The following is a 16,218-nucleotide window of genomic DNA, read 5'->3' as shown; positions in this document are numbered from 1 at the left end:
AGTATCGGCAAAAAGTCCCCCTTGGGGGCAGGGGATGACAACCGTGCACAGGTCCTCCTATTTTGGAGAGAGTGGTCTTCGACAAAGAAGTTACAAAAGAAGTCCCCCAGCTGCCACTACCCTCTCTTCTCACCAATTCCTATCCGAAACCTCCGAAAATCAGTGCAATTCTTTTCCTGGCAAAGCTCCCCTTAACGAAGCATTTTAAAAATTATTTCACTTTTCGGGAGCAATCGTAACCCTATCAAAAACAGGGGCGTATAATGAGTACCTTTGGCTAAAAGTTAAAAGCCTGAAAGTTGAGAATGTCTGCCAAGATATTTTTTAATTTTCAGGCTTTTCTCTTTTTAGCCTATTCCTGCGGCTTGTTCTTGGTCAGTATCACGACATACATAATCCCAAATACCAGGAAAGCGCCCAGGATAAAAACATCCATCCATTCGTAATCTCCCTGCAATATCTGCCAGCCTTTTACACCTGCAAATACAAAGCAGGCGATGGCGAGCAAAATTCTGAATAATCGTCGGTTAGCCATACGAGTCTATTAAAGGTGCAAATTATAAAGTGTAAAATCAGAGTGACATATATAAAACAATCCAAGCGGTAATAATGACAGTACTTACCACGTTCAGGAGTATACCTGTACGCATCATGGTACCAATGGGCACTTGTTTACTCCCGAACACAATGGCGTTGGGAGGTGTTGCCACAGGTAGCATAAAGGCCATGCTGCAGGCAATCACGACACCCAGCACAGGGAATAGCGCTGGCAGTTGCAACTGATTGAGAATTCCGATGACGATCGGCACAAAAGTGATCGCAATGGCAGTGTTCGAACTCACTTCTGTTAGCAAAACCACACCGCCTACCAGCAAAAGCACTAGTACAAGCAGTTGGTCCGAATCAACGAAAGAAGTGACGCTTGCGCCTATAGCGTCGGCCAGGCCAGAACTGACCACCAATTGCCCCAGTGCCATACCGCCGCCAAAAAGAAGGATCGTATCCCAGTCAATGCGTACTAGGTCAGCGGTTGTGAGCGTACCCTCTCCCTCGTTCTCCTGCCCCGGCGGAATCAGAAACAGGAGCAGCGCGGCCAGTACTGCGACTGTGCTCTCAGCAAAATAGGTGCTCATAAAGGTATAGGCATCTTTCATACCCAACAGGTTAAACACGCCCGGACTCAACCACAGCACTACCGCCAGCAAAAACACCCCCATCGTAATCTGCTCGCCTTTCGAAATGGAAGCTTGTTCACGACTTTGCGTTTCGACGTATGCCCTTATACCCTCCGGACTAAAGTCGAATTTTCTGAAGTACCAGCGCACATACACCAGCATAGCCGCGTAGATGCAGAGCGAAACGGGCATGGCCATTATCATCCATTGCAGGAAATCAATACTGATGCCCTCCTTGGCCAGGTAATTCACCCCGATCAGGTTGGGAGGAGAACCTATGATGGTGCTAACGCCCCCGATAGAGGCGCTGTACGCTATACCCAACAGGAAAAAAGGCGCAGCGCTTCTATTTGCCGCTGGATTTTGAATCAACTGCAGTACCCCAATCGTGAGCGGCAGCAGCATGGCGACCGTCACCGAGTTGCTCACCCACATCGACAGCACGTACGAGACCAGCGAGAAACCCAGGAACATACTGAATAAACTCTTCTGGAAGATAGGGCGGGACAGTATAAAGAGCGCCAAGCGCTTGTCGAGGCCGTGGCGGGTCATGGAGCGGGCCAATAGGAAACTGCCGATAAAGAGCAGAATGATGGGATGGCCGAGGTTCTGGAAAGCCGTATTGACATCGGCTATACCTGTCAATATTGCCATGATCACTCCCAGGAAGGCTGTCATGGAAAGCGGGATCACCTCCGTCATCCAGAAAACCAGGCAAAAAACCATAATGGTCGCCACCTTGCGGGCCTGAGGTTCAAGCCCGCCTGTTAGCGACCACATCATCATGGCTAGCAACGGGGCCAGCAGCAGACCGATGTTTCTTCTGGTTAAAGTCATGGATATAAATATAGCTATAAACCAGAAGAAACCTCTGAACCAAGGTATAGAATGTCGGAATTTGTGATTGCTATACCTGTCGTAAACTTTAACAGACTGTGCTACACCAGATAACGCTCCCGGATGATGTTCAGGTGATGGATCTCATGGCCCAGAATGGCATAACCCAAGGCTCTGACAGACACGCTCCGGCCAGTGGCTATACCTGTGTGGCTGAGCATTTCGTCGTCAAAACCTTTAAACAACTCAATGGTGGCCTGGCGGGCGGCAGCGTATTCGGCCAGGATGGACGTGATCGGTCTTGCATCCGCTTTGCTGTTCTCAGCGTAGGCGTTCTCGTCAAAACCAGGCAATTCCGTTTTGTCGTTTCGCGCGAAACAAAGGGCTCGATAGGCAAAGATGCGCTCTGTGTCGGCCATGTGCACCAGCATTTGTCTGATAGTCCACTTGCCAGGCTTGTAGCGGTAGCTCAGCTGTTGCTCTTTGAGTGAGAGCATGAAGTTGACAATGTACTCTTCGCTTGCCGCCAGAGCTGACAGCAGGTCGTCGGTTTTGGCGTTGCTGATGTAGCTGTTGAAAAACTCGTCGTATTCAGCCGGATTGGGCGCGCCGATGATTCTATCCATAGTTTTAAGCATTGGTGGTAGGATGATAGGTATACGTGAAGGTACAAATTATACGCGTACGCTGATAAGGGGTAACAATAAAAAGCAGCGGCCTGGCTTTGATTAGCCCGGCCGCTGCTTTGTTATGTGTTGCGCTATTATAGCAACTGTTTGTAGGTATAGATCAGGTAAACGCTTACTGCCCTACCAGGAACACGGCGTTGCCGAAGAGCAGCTTGCCGTTGTGCCAGAAACCACGGAACAGGGGGTTGTCGGCCAGGTATACCACCTGTCCCCTGCCCATCGGCTGCGTACCCAAAATCAGGGCATCTTTGAGTCGCTCTTTTGCCTTGGTTCCCACAAAGCCGGTGGCATAGTTGTCTTTTTTGAGCACGCCTACGTTCCAGCCCTCTTTCATGAAGCTGAACGTGTCAGAGGTGCGTACCAAAGCATAGTACGTATCGCCATAACCGAAGGCCAGTGGATGGGTTTTATCAAGGTTCACACGGAACACGCTGCCCTGCACATCTTCAGAAATCGCGTCACGCTCGCGGTCGCCATAGGCACGCAGCAGCTTATAAGGGTCTTCCTTCGTTTCCTTGGTTTTTTCCTTCTCAGCTGCTTCGTCGCCGTTTTTCTTTTGAAGATTAAAGTCTTTTTTACCTGCCAAGAAACCTGCGGCGCTTTCCAGCGCGATCAGCTTGCCACCGCCTCGCACCCAGTTCTTCACCTGCTCCAGCGCCTGCTCGTTTAGCACGCGGCCGTAAGAACCGGCCGGCAGAATCAGCACATCGAACTCGTGCAGCGGCACACTGGCAAAATAACCAGTTCCGAGCACCGTTACCGGGTAACCGATCTGCTGCTCAAAGTAGTGCCAGATCTCCCCGAATGCGTATGGCGATACGCCCTCCCCAGACATCACAGCTACCTTCGGCATCTTGAGGAAGCGCACACTGCCCGAACCAAAGTCGGCACCGCTGCTCACAAAGCCCGTCGTGGAAGCCTGTAGCGGCACCCCATGCTTCTCGGCAGTTGCGCGTACCACGCTATCCAGCTTATCGCCCATCCCTTCGTTTCCGGTGCGGGTGATGATCAGGGTGCCCGCCTCGTACTGGCGGTTATCCATCTCAAACGGCTTCTCCGACATGCGTACTTTTACTTTCTGCGCCATCAGCTCAGTCAGAAATTTTACGTCCTGCAGACTGTTCCAGCGGGCCAGATAGGCAAATGGCCGCTCCACTTTAATGGCATTGGCCGCCTTAGCCGGTTTCTGATTGCTAGGCTCCAAACGATTTTTCAGGGCGTAGGCCTGTAAACCGAAGGCATAGGGCATCGCCCAGGAGGTAATATCATAAGTGAGCGAATCTTCGAGATTAGAGTTCGGCTCAAACAGCACCTTCACTAGCGTGGATTTGGGTTGGTACATGCTCACGACCAGGTCGTTCTGATTTACCCGCACGTTTTCCTGCTTGCCGGTGGCGTAGTTAAAGCCTTTGCTTGAGCTGCTCTTGCCGGCATAGCCATACTGGATCTGCTGCTGGTCGAGGTAGTTGGTCAGGGCTTTGAGGTTACCGGCACTGCGGTCATCGGCCTTAAACACGAAAGTCTTGTAATCGCCTGCTGGCTTCTTCAGGTTGTTGTCGTAGTACTTGCGAAACTCCTGTGTGAGCTGATCGGCTTTTTCGGCCGTGGCCTGCAAGGTGGCCAGACTGGCGATGTGGTGGTGGGCGATGCGGTCCGTCAGTGTGAGCGTGTCGCCGTCCTGCTTCTTGTAGGCCAAACCGGCACGGCCGGACCCGCCCTGCTCGTAGGTCATCCCGATGGCACCGTTAAAGGTAGGCCAGGTGTCGCCGTAGCTCGGATAAAACAGGTCGAAGTTTTCGCGGGTGAAATAGAGCCAGTTGTTCTGGTCGAAGTACTGGCGGTTGTAGTCGCCGATGGTGTACTGGAAGTCACGCTGCCAGGGGGTGATGCTTTCGTGCAGCGGCTTGGCGGCCGGCGAGAAGTAGTAAGGCTGCTCCGGTCCCATCTCGTGGAAGTCGGCGTGTACCTGCGGCAGCCATTGATTGTACTGCGCCATGCGCTGCTTCGACTCAACCTGCGTTTGCCAGGCCCAGTCGCGGTTCAGGTCGAAGTAATAGTGGTTGGGTCTGCCGCCCGGCCAGGGCTCGTAGTGCTCCCAGGCATAGGGCGATGCATTGCCGCCCTGGTTCTGGGTCTGCTTATACCACTGCACGTAGCGCTCGCGTCCATCCGGATTCACACACGGGTCAAGGATCACCACCGTGTTCTCGAGCCATTTCTTAGTCTGCTGATTGATGGGGTCTACTAGGTCATACAATACCTGCAGCACGGCCTCACTGCTCACTGACTCGTTGCCGTGGATGTTGTAGCTCATCCAGAGGATGGCCGGTTGCTTGCCCTGTACCTGTCCGTTGGTTATACCTGCCTGACGCAGGTTGTTTTCGCGGATCTGCTCGAGGCGCGGCAGGTTCTCGTCACTAGCCACATAGGCTAGCAGCAGTGGTCTGCCTTCATAGGTTTTGCCGTACTCCTGCACCCGGATTCGGTTAGGAGCCTGCTGTGCCAGATAAGTGACATAGTCCGTAATGCGGGCATGCGTTGTAAACTCTTCGCCCAAGGTATAGCCCAGGAACTGTGCTGGGGTCTGTAAGGCTTGCTGCTGTGCCATAGACGTTTGCAAACTCAGCAACACGAGGGCAAAAGCGAGCAATCGCTTCATAGTGTTTTGCATGATGTATCTCTTTTGAGAGGGTCTGTTGAGAGTGTAAGAAACAAAGGCACAATCTGCGCAAAAAAGCTGAATCTGACAATTTTATACCTTTAAAGCTTGCTATACCTCAGTAAGAAAACAGGCAGAAAAACCGGCGTGGAATTTTAGCAGGCAGCCTGCGGTTTATTTGCTATACATGACATCAAACCGTTTATGTGCGTACCTATAGCTATGTATTTGTTCTGGCGAAAGACCGGCAAAGGTTTCCTGGCATTTCTAGCGGGGCTGGCCCTGATGACGGTGCTCTATGTATTGGCCGGCTTGATACTCGGCAGTATACCTGTCAACAGCAGTTACGCGCAGACCACAGAAGGTATAGAGATCTTCGTGACCGACAACGGCGTGCACACTGACCTGGTGCTGCCTGTGAAAACCGATATCATTGACTGGCGCGACAAGCTATACCTGCAGGATTATGCCGGTGCTGACAGCTCCTTTACCCATGTGGGCTTCGGCTGGGGCGACCGGAAATTTTACATGGAAACGCCCGAATGGAAAGACCTCACGCTCACCACCGCCATCACCTCACTCTTCTGGCCTACCCGCACGGCCATGCACGTGGAGTACATCGGCCAACCGCTCCGACAGAATAAATACCAACAGCCTGTCATCATAACTAAAGCGCAGTATCAGGCTCTGGTGCAGTACATTCTCGACACCTTCCAACAGCAACCCAACGGTGAGTTTCTGTTAATCGAGGGCAAAGGCTACCATACCCGCGACAATTTTTATGAAGCTAACGGCAAGTTCCATCTTTTCAAGACCTGCAACAGTTGGGTAAACGGCGGGCTTAAGGCCATGGGTCACCGGGCCGCTCTCTGGGCTCCTTTTTCTTTTGTGGTAATGCGGCAGGTCAGGGAATGAGCCCGGTATAAAAATAAAAGCCCCGGGCAAGATGCCCGGGGTTTTCTTATTAAACCCTAATAGTTATTGTTTGAGTAATTTGAAATGACTGTTGAAATCGCCCATGCGGGTGGAGATGATGTACACCCCGCGTGGCAGGTTCGGATCAAGCGTGAGCTTCTCGATGTTGGTGCCCTTCGCCACCTGCACCGATCGCTGCAGCAGTTGCTGGCCAGTAGCCGTGGTTACGGTAATCTGGAGCTCCCCGTCCAGTTCCGCATCGATGCTCAGCTCCACTTCGGAGTGGAATGGGTTCGGATAAGCCTTCACCTTGTTGGCAGACACTTCATCGAAGTGCACCGCCCTGATGTTGAAGATCTCAGACTTGCCATCCAGGTCCACCTGCTTGAGTCGGTAGTAGCGAACGCCTTGCTTGCCGTTCTCCTTGTCCACATAGGTATAGAGTTGCTTCAGGCTGGTCGTATTCACCTTCGACTCCACGAAGCCCAGCACCCTGAAGTTCTTCGCATCACTCGACACCTGCACCTCGAAGCCCTTGTTGTCCAGTTCCGAAGCAGTCGCCCAATCGAGCACCACGTCATTGCCGCGCTTGGTGGCGTTGAAGTAAAGGAGTTCTACTGGGAGTGGGATGATAGGTTCAGTTGCAAGCGAGAATATGTTGCTTGCATCCAGTGCGAAGCATGTTCCCTCCTTGGCTGGTATATCACATCTGATAGACACACGTAGTGCTCCCATTGGTTCTTTCATGGTAAACTCAGTTACTCCCTGTTCAACCATTTCCCAACCCTCGGTTGTACCATCACCCATCCACCACTTAATGGAGGCTATGTCAGCGCCCTCCAAATCGATCATGTTTGACTCTACCTTAAAGGTGTATTTCATCCCAAACTCCATTTTGGATTCATCCTCAATCTGGGCACCAGTTTCATCGAATATCAGGATTCTTCCAGTGACCCCAATAATTGGGTTGACAGTTACAGTACTTGTTGCTACTTCACTGCTAGAGCAGGATTGGCTATCTTGGATGCGTACAGTGTATTGACCTGCGGTTGTAGTCTGGAAGCTAGCTACGTTACCAGGATTAGTGGCGCCGGCTGGTACTGTCCAGGTATAGCGATATGGCCCTACACCATCAACTGGCGAAGCAGTCACTGTGGCAGCTGTACCAGCACATACCGTTGGATTGTTAACAGTTACTGTTGGAAGTTCATTTACGATCACAGTGCTGGTGGCAGCTGCAGTGCTGGCACAAGACTTACTGTCTCCAATTCGTACGGTATAAGTTCCAGGCACAGTAGTAGGGAAACTAGCCACATTCCCCGGGTTTGTAAATCCGGCAGGCACTGTCCAGGTATAGGTATAGGGGCCCGTTCCACCTGCTGGTACAGCTGTAATTGTAGCTGTAGAACCTTCACAAATCGTCGGGCTGTTAACTGTCACTGTTGGTAACTGGTTCACAATCACTGTCACATTCCCCATGGTCTGCGGACAGGCTGCGATGGTACCTGTGGCAGGCAGTGTTGTTGCCAGTACAGAGTATACACCTGCTTCTGTTTGGTTGCCGAATGGTATTGGCTGACCATCAGAGCCGATAACCTCTAAGCCAACATTGGTTGTTGTGCCATTCACGGTTCTTCTTAGCTGGTACTTAACATTATTCTGAGAGTTAGACAATGTAATCGGTACACCAGCACCTCCTGCACAGTATTCGCCGTTGTTCACTGTTGTCAATGTCTGGACTATAGGTAGTGGTGTTACATACACATTTACCGGGCCGTAAGTCAAACAGGCACTGGTACCCGTTCTCGCGATGGCCTCAACAGTGTAATTGCCACCTACCGTCTGGTTACCGAAACCGATCGCACTTCCTGTTCCTGTAACTGGGCTACCTACAGTAACACCATCACGCTTTAATTGGTAGATTACCCCTTGTTGAGATCCATTAAGACCAATAGGTATACCTGTACCACCAGCGCAGTAGGCACCGCCGCCATTCATAACCTGTTCGCCAACTACTGTAATTGGAACAATGTTCGTTATAAAGCCTCTGGCGCACTTGTTAGCGTTATTGTACTGGTCAAGAGCAGAGCTGAATTCTACAAAAACTTTGTCACCATCGAGGAAGCCACCCGTCGGTCCAGAAGTTGGGAATTGTATATTATCACCACTCTTGTACACGGTTTGACCTAGCTGTGAAGTCACTCCTCCACGGTCCAACATCCAGTAAAGTGTCAGGCTAATGTCCCCCCAGAAAGAGAACGCATCATTGAGATCAGCTGTCATCATGATTCCTTCTCCTTGGCAGATAATTGCTTTATCTGTCGTCAGTGCAACTTCATAATTGACGGTAGCCGAAGTATACATCCTGTTCGTCATCTTAGATGTAATCGGCTGTGCGCAACCACTACTTTTACTGGTTACCTCCACCGCATAATAGTCCAGAGAGGATAAACCTGCATTTTGAATGGTAGGACTATTCGCTCCAAAGAAGTTGGTTCTGTTCTTGGTCCACTGGTAGTTGAAGTTGGTTGCTGGCATCAGGGTGCCTCCTTCCACTTTCGGCTGAAAATAACGCCAGGCATTATCATACAGAATGTCTGGCATGCTCTCCCTATTCGGGAAAGGATAATCTGGATTGGTTATAGGCAAAGTTTGGTCTCCTAGTCTATTACCGTTCTCATCCACTGCTATACCATTTGCGTCAGCCAGGTATGGGTATATCACCCTTGTAGCATCTTTGTATACATAAGCCGTGTACTCCGTAATCTGACCGCGGCAAGTTGGATAGGGGTCTGCCAGGATGATGACAGTGTAATTTGACCGTCGAAGTGTATAAGTAATATCTTCAAAATTACCGCATTGGTTAATGCCAGTCCCTTGGCTAACTGTGTAACGTATGGTCACTTGTTTGGAGGTAGCCGTACCTAATGCTGTGCATGGGTTCAATGTAGCGGTAGAACCACTAGTCGAGAAACCTTCCAAACCAGCCGGTGACACCACTGAGAAACTCCCCCCCGCAACTCCAGTTGAGCTAAATACTACATTACCACCATCAGAATAGATGATTGATCCTACTTCTGCTGTGCCAATTTTGCCTACGAAAGTAGCAACCGGCTTGGGATTCACGCGAACTACAACGTCCTCTGTAAGGCCAGTACAACTATTGGCTCTGCTGGTTATTCTATAGGTTACATTGATGGAATTCGAGGTAGTGTTGGTCAAAGTCTGATTAATCACTCCAGAACCTGTTACAAGTCCGTCGCTTGTTATACCTGTGGCAGGTAGACGTTCCCAGGTATAGGTAGTTCCTGTTGTGGCACTTGTAGGGGTATAGCTAAAAGGGGTACCGCTACACACACTGGCCGTAAGCGAACTGTTCAGTTTTGGCGAAGGGTTTACAACTACTTCCACATCCTGCACATTACCAGAGCATGAACTGCCATTGGCTGCATAGGTAGTAGTATATTTGTAAGTAACAGTTACTGGTGCGGTGCCAGTGTTAATCAATGTCTCGTTAATTCCACCTGCAACAGCCGTAGTTACTGCGGTATTACTGATGTTTGCAACGGCTGCCCTGGTCCAGGAGAAAGTGGCACCAATGGTAGTGCTTTGAGGGGTATAGCTGAACGGTATACCACTGCAGATAGCGTCAGGCGTAAGTGTGCTGCTTAGCTGTGGACGTGGATTAACTGTAACCACTAATTCCTGAGTAGGACCAGCACAAACATTTGCTGTCGTGGTATAGACATAGGTTACATCAATTGGGTTAGCCGTCGTGTTCACCAGCGTCTCACTTATTGAACCAGAACTTGGAGTAGTCACTGCTGCGTTACTGATACCATTTACCGCTGCCCTCGTCCAGGTATAGGTAGCCCCTGTTGTGGCACTTGTTGGGGTATAACTAAAGGCTGAACCACTACAAACAGTTGCTGTTAGCAGGCTATTCAGCACAGGTCGTGGGTTAATGGTTACTACAAGGTTCTGCGGCGCACCATCACAGCCATTTGCTCGAGTCGTGATCTCGTAAGTTACCGTAATCGGCGCTGTAGTCGTGTTGGTGAGCACTTCACTGATGTTGCCGGGTCCGCTCGAGGCCGCATTGCCGCCCGATGCCGCCCTGGACCAGGAAAAAGTAGCACCTTCTGTCGCGCTCGTTGGCGCATAGCTGAATGTGCTGCCACTACATACATTTGCTGTAAGCTGTGAATTTAATTTAGGGCTTGGGTTAACCGTTACAACTACATCCTGAGAAGTACCTGCGCAGCTGTTAGCGCTAGTAGTGAAGCGATAGATAACGTTAACCGGATTCACGGATGTATTGGTTAAGGCCTGACTGATACTTCCTGTACCACTTGTAGTCCCGCCCGTGATGCTTGCAGGAGCAATACGAGTCCATACAAAGGACGCTTCCTCTGTATCGCTGTCAGGTGCATAACTAAACGTTGCGCCGCTACAGATAGCTGCAGGCGTCAAAGTAGTGCTCAACTGTGGCCTCGGGTTCACTCTCACCACTACGTCCTGTGTATTGGAGCAGCCGTTAGCAGTTAAGGTATAGGTATAAGTTACATCTATTGGATTAGGGGTCGTGTTCGTCAACACATGTTCTACCCTGGCACCGGTGCCACTCGCAGGAGCAGAGGTAGTTATACCTGAAGCAGGCTTACGCTCCCAACTAAATGTAGTGCCTGTAGTGGCACTAGTTGCGGCATAATCAAATTCGGTGCCTCCACAGATTGCCGGAGGCGCCAGGGAGCTGTTTAGCACAGGTGTTGGATTAACGCGCACTACCAGGTTCTGAGCAGGACCGCTGCATCCTTCCCCATCACTGGTTATGTAAACATAGGTAACGTTGATCGGGGCGCTGGTTGTGTTGACAAGAACTTCGTCTATATCTCCTGTGCTGTTTGCCGCCGTATTGCTTATACCTGCTATTTCTGCACGCGACCAGGCAAAAGAACTACTGCCTTCGCTTCCTTCCGGATTAAAAGTAAAAGCAATGCCCGTACAAAGGCCTGAGGTTGCGCTTGCCAGGTTCGTGACACGCAGCAACGGCTTGACAGTCACTTTAACAGGGTCACTCGTAATAGAACATCCAGAACCAACTCTGGCAATTCTGCGGTACCAATGGTCAGAAGTTAGCGCAGTTCTCACAGTTAGATTCTGAACATTTGAGCTGGATATCCTGGAGAAGGAAGTTCCGTCAGTACTAAACTGCCACTCATATGTTACTTCTCCTAAATCAGACGTTGACTCCTCCCCTTGCAAAGTAGCGGGAACAGTATTATAGCATATCGTTTGTTCGCCAGATATGATATTTGTGTTCAGGATGGTCGACTGTACTCTTGTTACAGAAGAAGTAGAGGTACAATCATTCTCCCCCTTAACAACCACATAGTAGTAACCCTCTACGTTAGTAGTGTAGGTATTCTGATCCGCGCCTACTTGTTCATCATCGCCTCCTTCCACAACTTTGTACCAGGTATAGCGATAGCCTGCACCAGTGCGGGCTGTCAGGGTAGCGGAGGCAGGCGGACAAAAGTAGTCGTTGGCACCGTCTGTAATAACAGCTAGTGGCATTGCCACGATTCTGACACTTACCGGCTCACTGTAGCTGGTGCAATTGTCTGAAACAACTTTTCGTCTGTAATAGGTGGTTTTGGAAGTGGTTACAACTTCTGCTTCAGGGGTATAATTGAGGGCCTTACTGGCACCTGGTGCATCTCCCCAGCCGCTGGTGCCATTCGCACTCTCCTCCCACTGGTAACTCACCTCATCAGGATTGCCTCCCGAAACGGCTCCGGTAATTTGGCTAATCGTTTCGCCAGCGCAAACTACCTGGTTTGCTGATGTGATGGTGTTTGTTATGGATGGGGTAACTGTCACAGCGACCGGTTCCCCGATAGAAATACAATTACCTGACTCTACCACTCTCCTGTAGTATGTAGTGCCCGCTTCTGAGATAGAAGGAGTATATGTAGCACCGTTGTTTGCGTTTTCGGCAGGCTCCCAATTGCTGCTGCCATTCGCACTTTGCTCCCACAGGTACGATTTGGCTGCTACGCCACCGCTTACCGTGCTACTTAATGCAGTACCAGTGCCACCAGGTGTCTGGCAATATTGTGTAGTGCCAGTTAAAGCACCTTGGGTAAGGCGTGGCGTTACGTTTATATTAATTGTTTGAGGGGCAGAATAACAGCCATCTGTCCAGCCTACTACCGTGTAGGTAGTTGATGTTAGTGGGCTTACATCAATCTGAGCTCCCGAACCAATAGTTGTTCCCTCAATAGACCAAATATAACTCTCAGCGCCCGATGCGGTCAGTTCAACTGTTTCGCCCTGACAAATTTCTGTGTTATTTGCTTCAACAGTAATGATTGGGTTTGACTTAACTAGTACTGGAAACGCAGCAGAAGTTACGGTGCATTCTCCCGCGCTTACTGTTCTTCTATACCAGAATGTTCCAACTGTAGTGGTTAGAGGAGTGTAATTCGCTGATGTGCCAACCTCCGTCCAAGTGCCGTTTGCACTTGTAGTACTTCTTTCCCATTTATATGACTTGGTAGCACTACCTCCTCCTGTTATTGAAGCTGTTAAAGCGGTTGCCGTGGCATTATGGCAGTATTCATCCCCTCCCGTAATAGCCCCTTGCGTCAGTGCCGGGGTTACGTTGATAGTAATAGTCTGTGGTGCAGAAGGGCAGCCATCAGTAGTACCGACAACAGTATACGTTGTAGTAACTGTAGGAGTAACCGTGACTGTGCTGCCAGTAGTCCCGGCAGCTAGTCCAGCCCCAGACCATGCAAAGCTGTTAGCCCCCGTAGCAGATAATACAACAGATTCACCCTCGCATATCGCAGTATTGTTACCCTCAGCGGAAACCAAAACAACGGGCGTCGGCTTAATAGTAATGTTGTGGGTAGAAGGTGCACCAGGTTTGTCACAGTTATTATAAGCCACAACTGATAATTGGACCTCTCCGGCAGTATTTCCAAAATTCAGGCGCACGCTATTGGTGGTAGCCCCGGCACTGATGGTTGCAGTGCCTGATACTACACTCCACAGATATAATTTCACAGAACTGTTAGCAGGCACGGTGAACTCAACACCTGTCTCACCAGGGCAAACTTCCGAGACTCCTGAGATGCTGCCTGCTGCTTGTAACGCAATCACAGACTTACTAAAAACCTCTGACTCACCATTATCCTGAGCAGGTGCTGGGTTTTTAACTACAATAGATAGATTCCCTGCGGAAGCTAACTCAGCGGGAGTTAAAGAAGTTGTAAGGGATGTTGCACTTGAAACCGTAGCGGCCCTCGATTGTCCATTAACCAGCACGGTGGCTCCATTCACAAAATTTGTTCCAGTGATCGTCACCGTAGTTGCGGGGTCGCCGGCCGACAAACAACCACTGACACTACTGATAGTAGGTTTCTTATTGCTTACTGTAAAGGCATTGCTAGTAACACTGGTGGCACCTGCACTAGAGGCGGAAAGTGTATACCCTATACCTACTCTATTGATGCTATAGCCTGAGAAAGTGACTACATCATTAGAAGTAGAAGAAGTGCCTGCTATTAATGTGCCACCTCCAGGATTGGATCCAAGCGCCAGGGAGATAGAAGGATTTGGGACTATGTTACCAAACTGGTCTCTAGCTTGCACCTGAACTGTTGGGGTGATGGATTCACCTATAAGCACATCAGTCGGCTGCGTGATGAAAGCAAGTTGTTTTACTGCGCCGGCTGATTGAGATAACGAGATGGGGGTGGACGATGCGACAGACGTTGAAGTGGTCGTATTAATCACTTGTACACTGATTAACTTTGGCTGTGTCGGATCAATAATACCATTGGTAGACTTTATACTTAAGCCTGAGATTGTAATAACGTCTATAGTATTCTGTGTACCATTACCACCTGTTAATGAAAACTCTATGCTTCTTGCCCCAATCCCCTCAACCACATAAGTAGGAGTAGTCGTTAAAGTTACTTCTCCTTGATTTCTTACCGCAGAGGCATTACTGCTTTGGAAAATCCACCCTGAAGGAGCCGTCAGTACGATTTTATAACTAGTTCTAGAAGCAAAGTCACCTCCTTCCCCCTCCCTTATTACAATATTTGTTATTGGTGTAAATGTTGTTCCAACCGCTAGATCTGCATTGAGATTATATGAACCTGCACCTGTAATATTGATCCCCACCGCGGCCATTAAATACACAGAACCAGCCAGGATCATCAGGCTGGTGAGGGCGATTACAAAACTTTTGGTTCGGGTTACACTACTAATCAATCGTGTAAAATTCTTTCTCATATACTCAAAGGTTAAGGTGAGATGCGAGCACACTATTAGGGTTTCGGTGCTTGTTTTCGGTTACAAAAGGCAATAGGGATCGTGCGAAGGCTCAGCAGGAGCTCCGGGGGCGGATTAGGGTTCCAAAATGGAATTACCTGGAAAGAAGAAGGCTTGTACTGTCCCAGCAGGCGCAGTTAGCCGGGCATTGTCATTGTGGTGGGGGAATGAAGGACACTGATGAGCCAGGTAACGCTGACTCGCATAGACCAACTGCTTTGAACAGGCATGGTCCTGGCAAACTTTCGGCTAAATTACTCACAGGCTTTACTATTTAGGGTAGCGTATTGAACTTATGATACCTTTATTAAATATAAAAGTTTCATACTTTAGGTATAATAATAAGAAATTTTAATAAAAATAGTTTAATAAATTAAAATAATAATCTAATAAATTGCACTATTGTATACCTCCTGTTACATTTTGAATTCTTCAAGACATTCGTAAAGCAGGCCTCTGTGAGTTAGATAAGCTTAAATAGAAATACTTATATATAGAATACCTTTATTTAAAATTGCACTGTTTTCCCCGACAATGCATCTAATAACTTCAGGATGAGTACCCTACTGAAAACTAATGCTAAATCCAAAGCCGGCTATACCCTGACATAAGTTGCATTTGTAGGGAGTGTTTTCATGCTGTATATTGATAGCCCCTACAACATACTTTATGAAGAAAACCACCCATCTGCGCATCCGCAAAACACACCGCTATCTGGGCCTGATCACAGGTATACAATTTGTTATGTGGACCATCGGCGGTATCTATTTCAGCTTCAGCGACCTGGACGAGATCCACGGTGACCATCAGCGCAAGCCTGGCGGTATGGCATTCGAGCGTAACTTGGAACTGGTTTCGCCTGCTGAGGTGATGGCCCAACTGCCTGGCACTGCCATGATTACCTCACTCAAACTGGTTGACATCCTGGGGACGCCGCATTACCAGATCACTTATGATGCTTCTAGTGACCAAGCTTCTCATGGAACCGGACACGATCACAGCCAGGCGGCGACACGTACGCAACTCGCTGTCGCAACGACCGGTGAACTGCGCCCTGCCCTGAGCGAGGAGGAAGCCATCGAACTCGCCCGTCAGAGCTTCGTGGACTCAGTTGGGGTAGCGAAAGTGGAGTATATCACACAGGAGAACATGGACGGGCACCATGAGTACCGGGGCAGCGCACTGCCAGCCTGGGCCGTCACCATGGAGCATCCTACCCAAACCACCGTGTATGTGGCCGCTGAGCAAGGGGTGGTCACGAAGTTCCGCAACGACAAATGGCGCGTGTTCGATTTCCTCTGGATGCTGCACACCATGGACTACCAGGGCCGAGACAACTTTGGTAATCTGCTTTTGCGGGTGTTTTCTATTGCCAGCATCGTCACCATCTTGTCTGGTTTTTCACTCTACTTTGTGAGCGGTGGTGCTCGTCACAATAAGGCGCTGGCAGCACATCAGCACAGGCGGCCTGTCAAAGGTTAGGCTGCACTGATTCTTAATATCCTGCCATAAAAGCCCTGCCCTCACCGGCAGGGCTTTTATTTTTGGAAAAGGCGAGGCAAAAGGGCAAATTGCATACCTAACCTTATTCTAC

The 16,218-nt window shown here is 49.6% G+C and carries 7 protein-coding genes and 1 pseudogene; 2 read left to right on the top strand and 6 right to left on the bottom strand.

Going from position 1 to position 16,218, the window contains the following annotated elements:
* Positions 1-352: 352 nt before the first annotated feature.
* The 4 genes from Q4E40_RS07045 to Q4E40_RS07030 form a co-directional block, all read right to left on the bottom strand.
* Entirely contained in the window at positions 353-535 is a 183-nt protein-coding gene (locus tag Q4E40_RS07045) for a hypothetical protein (RefSeq protein ID WP_303411010.1), read from the bottom strand.
* 37 nt (positions 536-572) lie between these two features.
* On the bottom strand, positions 573-2,012 hold the full coding sequence (locus tag Q4E40_RS07040; protein WP_303411008.1) for an SLC13 family permease: 1,440 nt from the start codon (positions 2,010-2,012) through the stop codon (positions 573-575).
* Between the two features lie 101 nt (positions 2,013-2,113).
* Positions 2,114-2,638, bottom strand: a complete 525-nt coding sequence (locus tag Q4E40_RS07035; protein ID WP_303411007.1) for a DinB family protein — start codon at positions 2,636-2,638, stop codon at positions 2,114-2,116.
* 175 nt (positions 2,639-2,813) lie between these two features.
* The gene (locus tag Q4E40_RS07030) at positions 2,814-5,360 is read right to left on the bottom strand and encodes a M14 family metallopeptidase (protein ID WP_303411005.1); all 2,547 of its coding nucleotides are present in this window, start codon (positions 5,358-5,360) and stop codon (positions 2,814-2,816) included.
* Positions 5,361-5,582: 222 nt separating this feature from the next.
* Between Q4E40_RS07030 and Q4E40_RS07025 the strand changes: the two genes are divergently transcribed.
* Entirely contained in the window at positions 5,583-6,275 is a 693-nt protein-coding gene (locus tag Q4E40_RS07025; protein WP_303411003.1) for a TIGR02117 family protein, read from the top strand.
* A gap of 63 nt (positions 6,276-6,338) precedes the next feature.
* Here Q4E40_RS07025 and Q4E40_RS07020 read toward each other — a convergent pair whose 3' ends face one another.
* Positions 6,339-12,158: a PKD-like domain-containing protein gene (locus Q4E40_RS07020; protein ID WP_303411001.1), complete on the bottom strand. Its 5,820-nt coding sequence runs from the start codon at positions 12,156-12,158 to the stop codon at positions 6,339-6,341.
* Positions 12,159-13,214: 1,056 nt separating this feature from the next.
* Positions 13,215-14,483: pseudogene (locus Q4E40_RS20395) on the bottom strand (hypothetical protein); the annotation flags it as partial.
* 810 nt (positions 14,484-15,293) lie between these two features.
* Between Q4E40_RS20395 and Q4E40_RS07015 the strand changes: the two are divergent.
* Positions 15,294-16,106 carry a hypothetical protein gene (locus Q4E40_RS07015; protein ID WP_303410999.1) on the top strand — a complete coding sequence of 271 codons (813 nt, stop codon included), beginning with the start codon at positions 15,294-15,296 and terminating at the stop codon, positions 16,104-16,106.
* Positions 16,107-16,218 lie beyond the last annotated feature (112 nt).

Source organism: Pontibacter coccineus (assembly GCF_030546575.1).
Lineage (GTDB): Bacteria > Bacteroidota > Bacteroidia > Cytophagales > Hymenobacteraceae > Pontibacter > Pontibacter coccineus.
Note: the sequence above shows the minus strand (reverse complement) of the source record. Positions and strands in the feature narration are given on the sequence as shown.

What these genes read in the sequence shown, in the direction of transcription:
- Q4E40_RS07035 (WP_303411007.1), bottom strand. Translation starts at nt 2,638, where the DNA reads ATGGATAGAATCATCGGCGCGCCCAATCCGGCTGAATACGACGAGTTT.
- Q4E40_RS07045 (WP_303411010.1), bottom strand. Translation starts at nt 535, where the DNA reads ATGGCTAACCGACGATTATTCAGAATTTTGCTCGCCATCGCCTGCTTT.
- Q4E40_RS07030 (WP_303411005.1), bottom strand. Translation starts at nt 5,360, where the DNA reads ATGAAGCGATTGCTCGCTTTTGCCCTCGTGTTGCTGAGTTTGCAAACG.
- Q4E40_RS07015 (WP_303410999.1), top strand. Translation starts at nt 15,294, where the DNA reads ATGAAGAAAACCACCCATCTGCGCATCCGCAAAACACACCGCTATCTG.
- Q4E40_RS07040 (WP_303411008.1), bottom strand. Translation starts at nt 2,012, where the DNA reads ATGACTTTAACCAGAAGAAACATCGGTCTGCTGCTGGCCCCGTTGCTA.
- Q4E40_RS07025 (WP_303411003.1), top strand. Translation starts at nt 5,583, where the DNA reads ATGTATTTGTTCTGGCGAAAGACCGGCAAAGGTTTCCTGGCATTTCTA.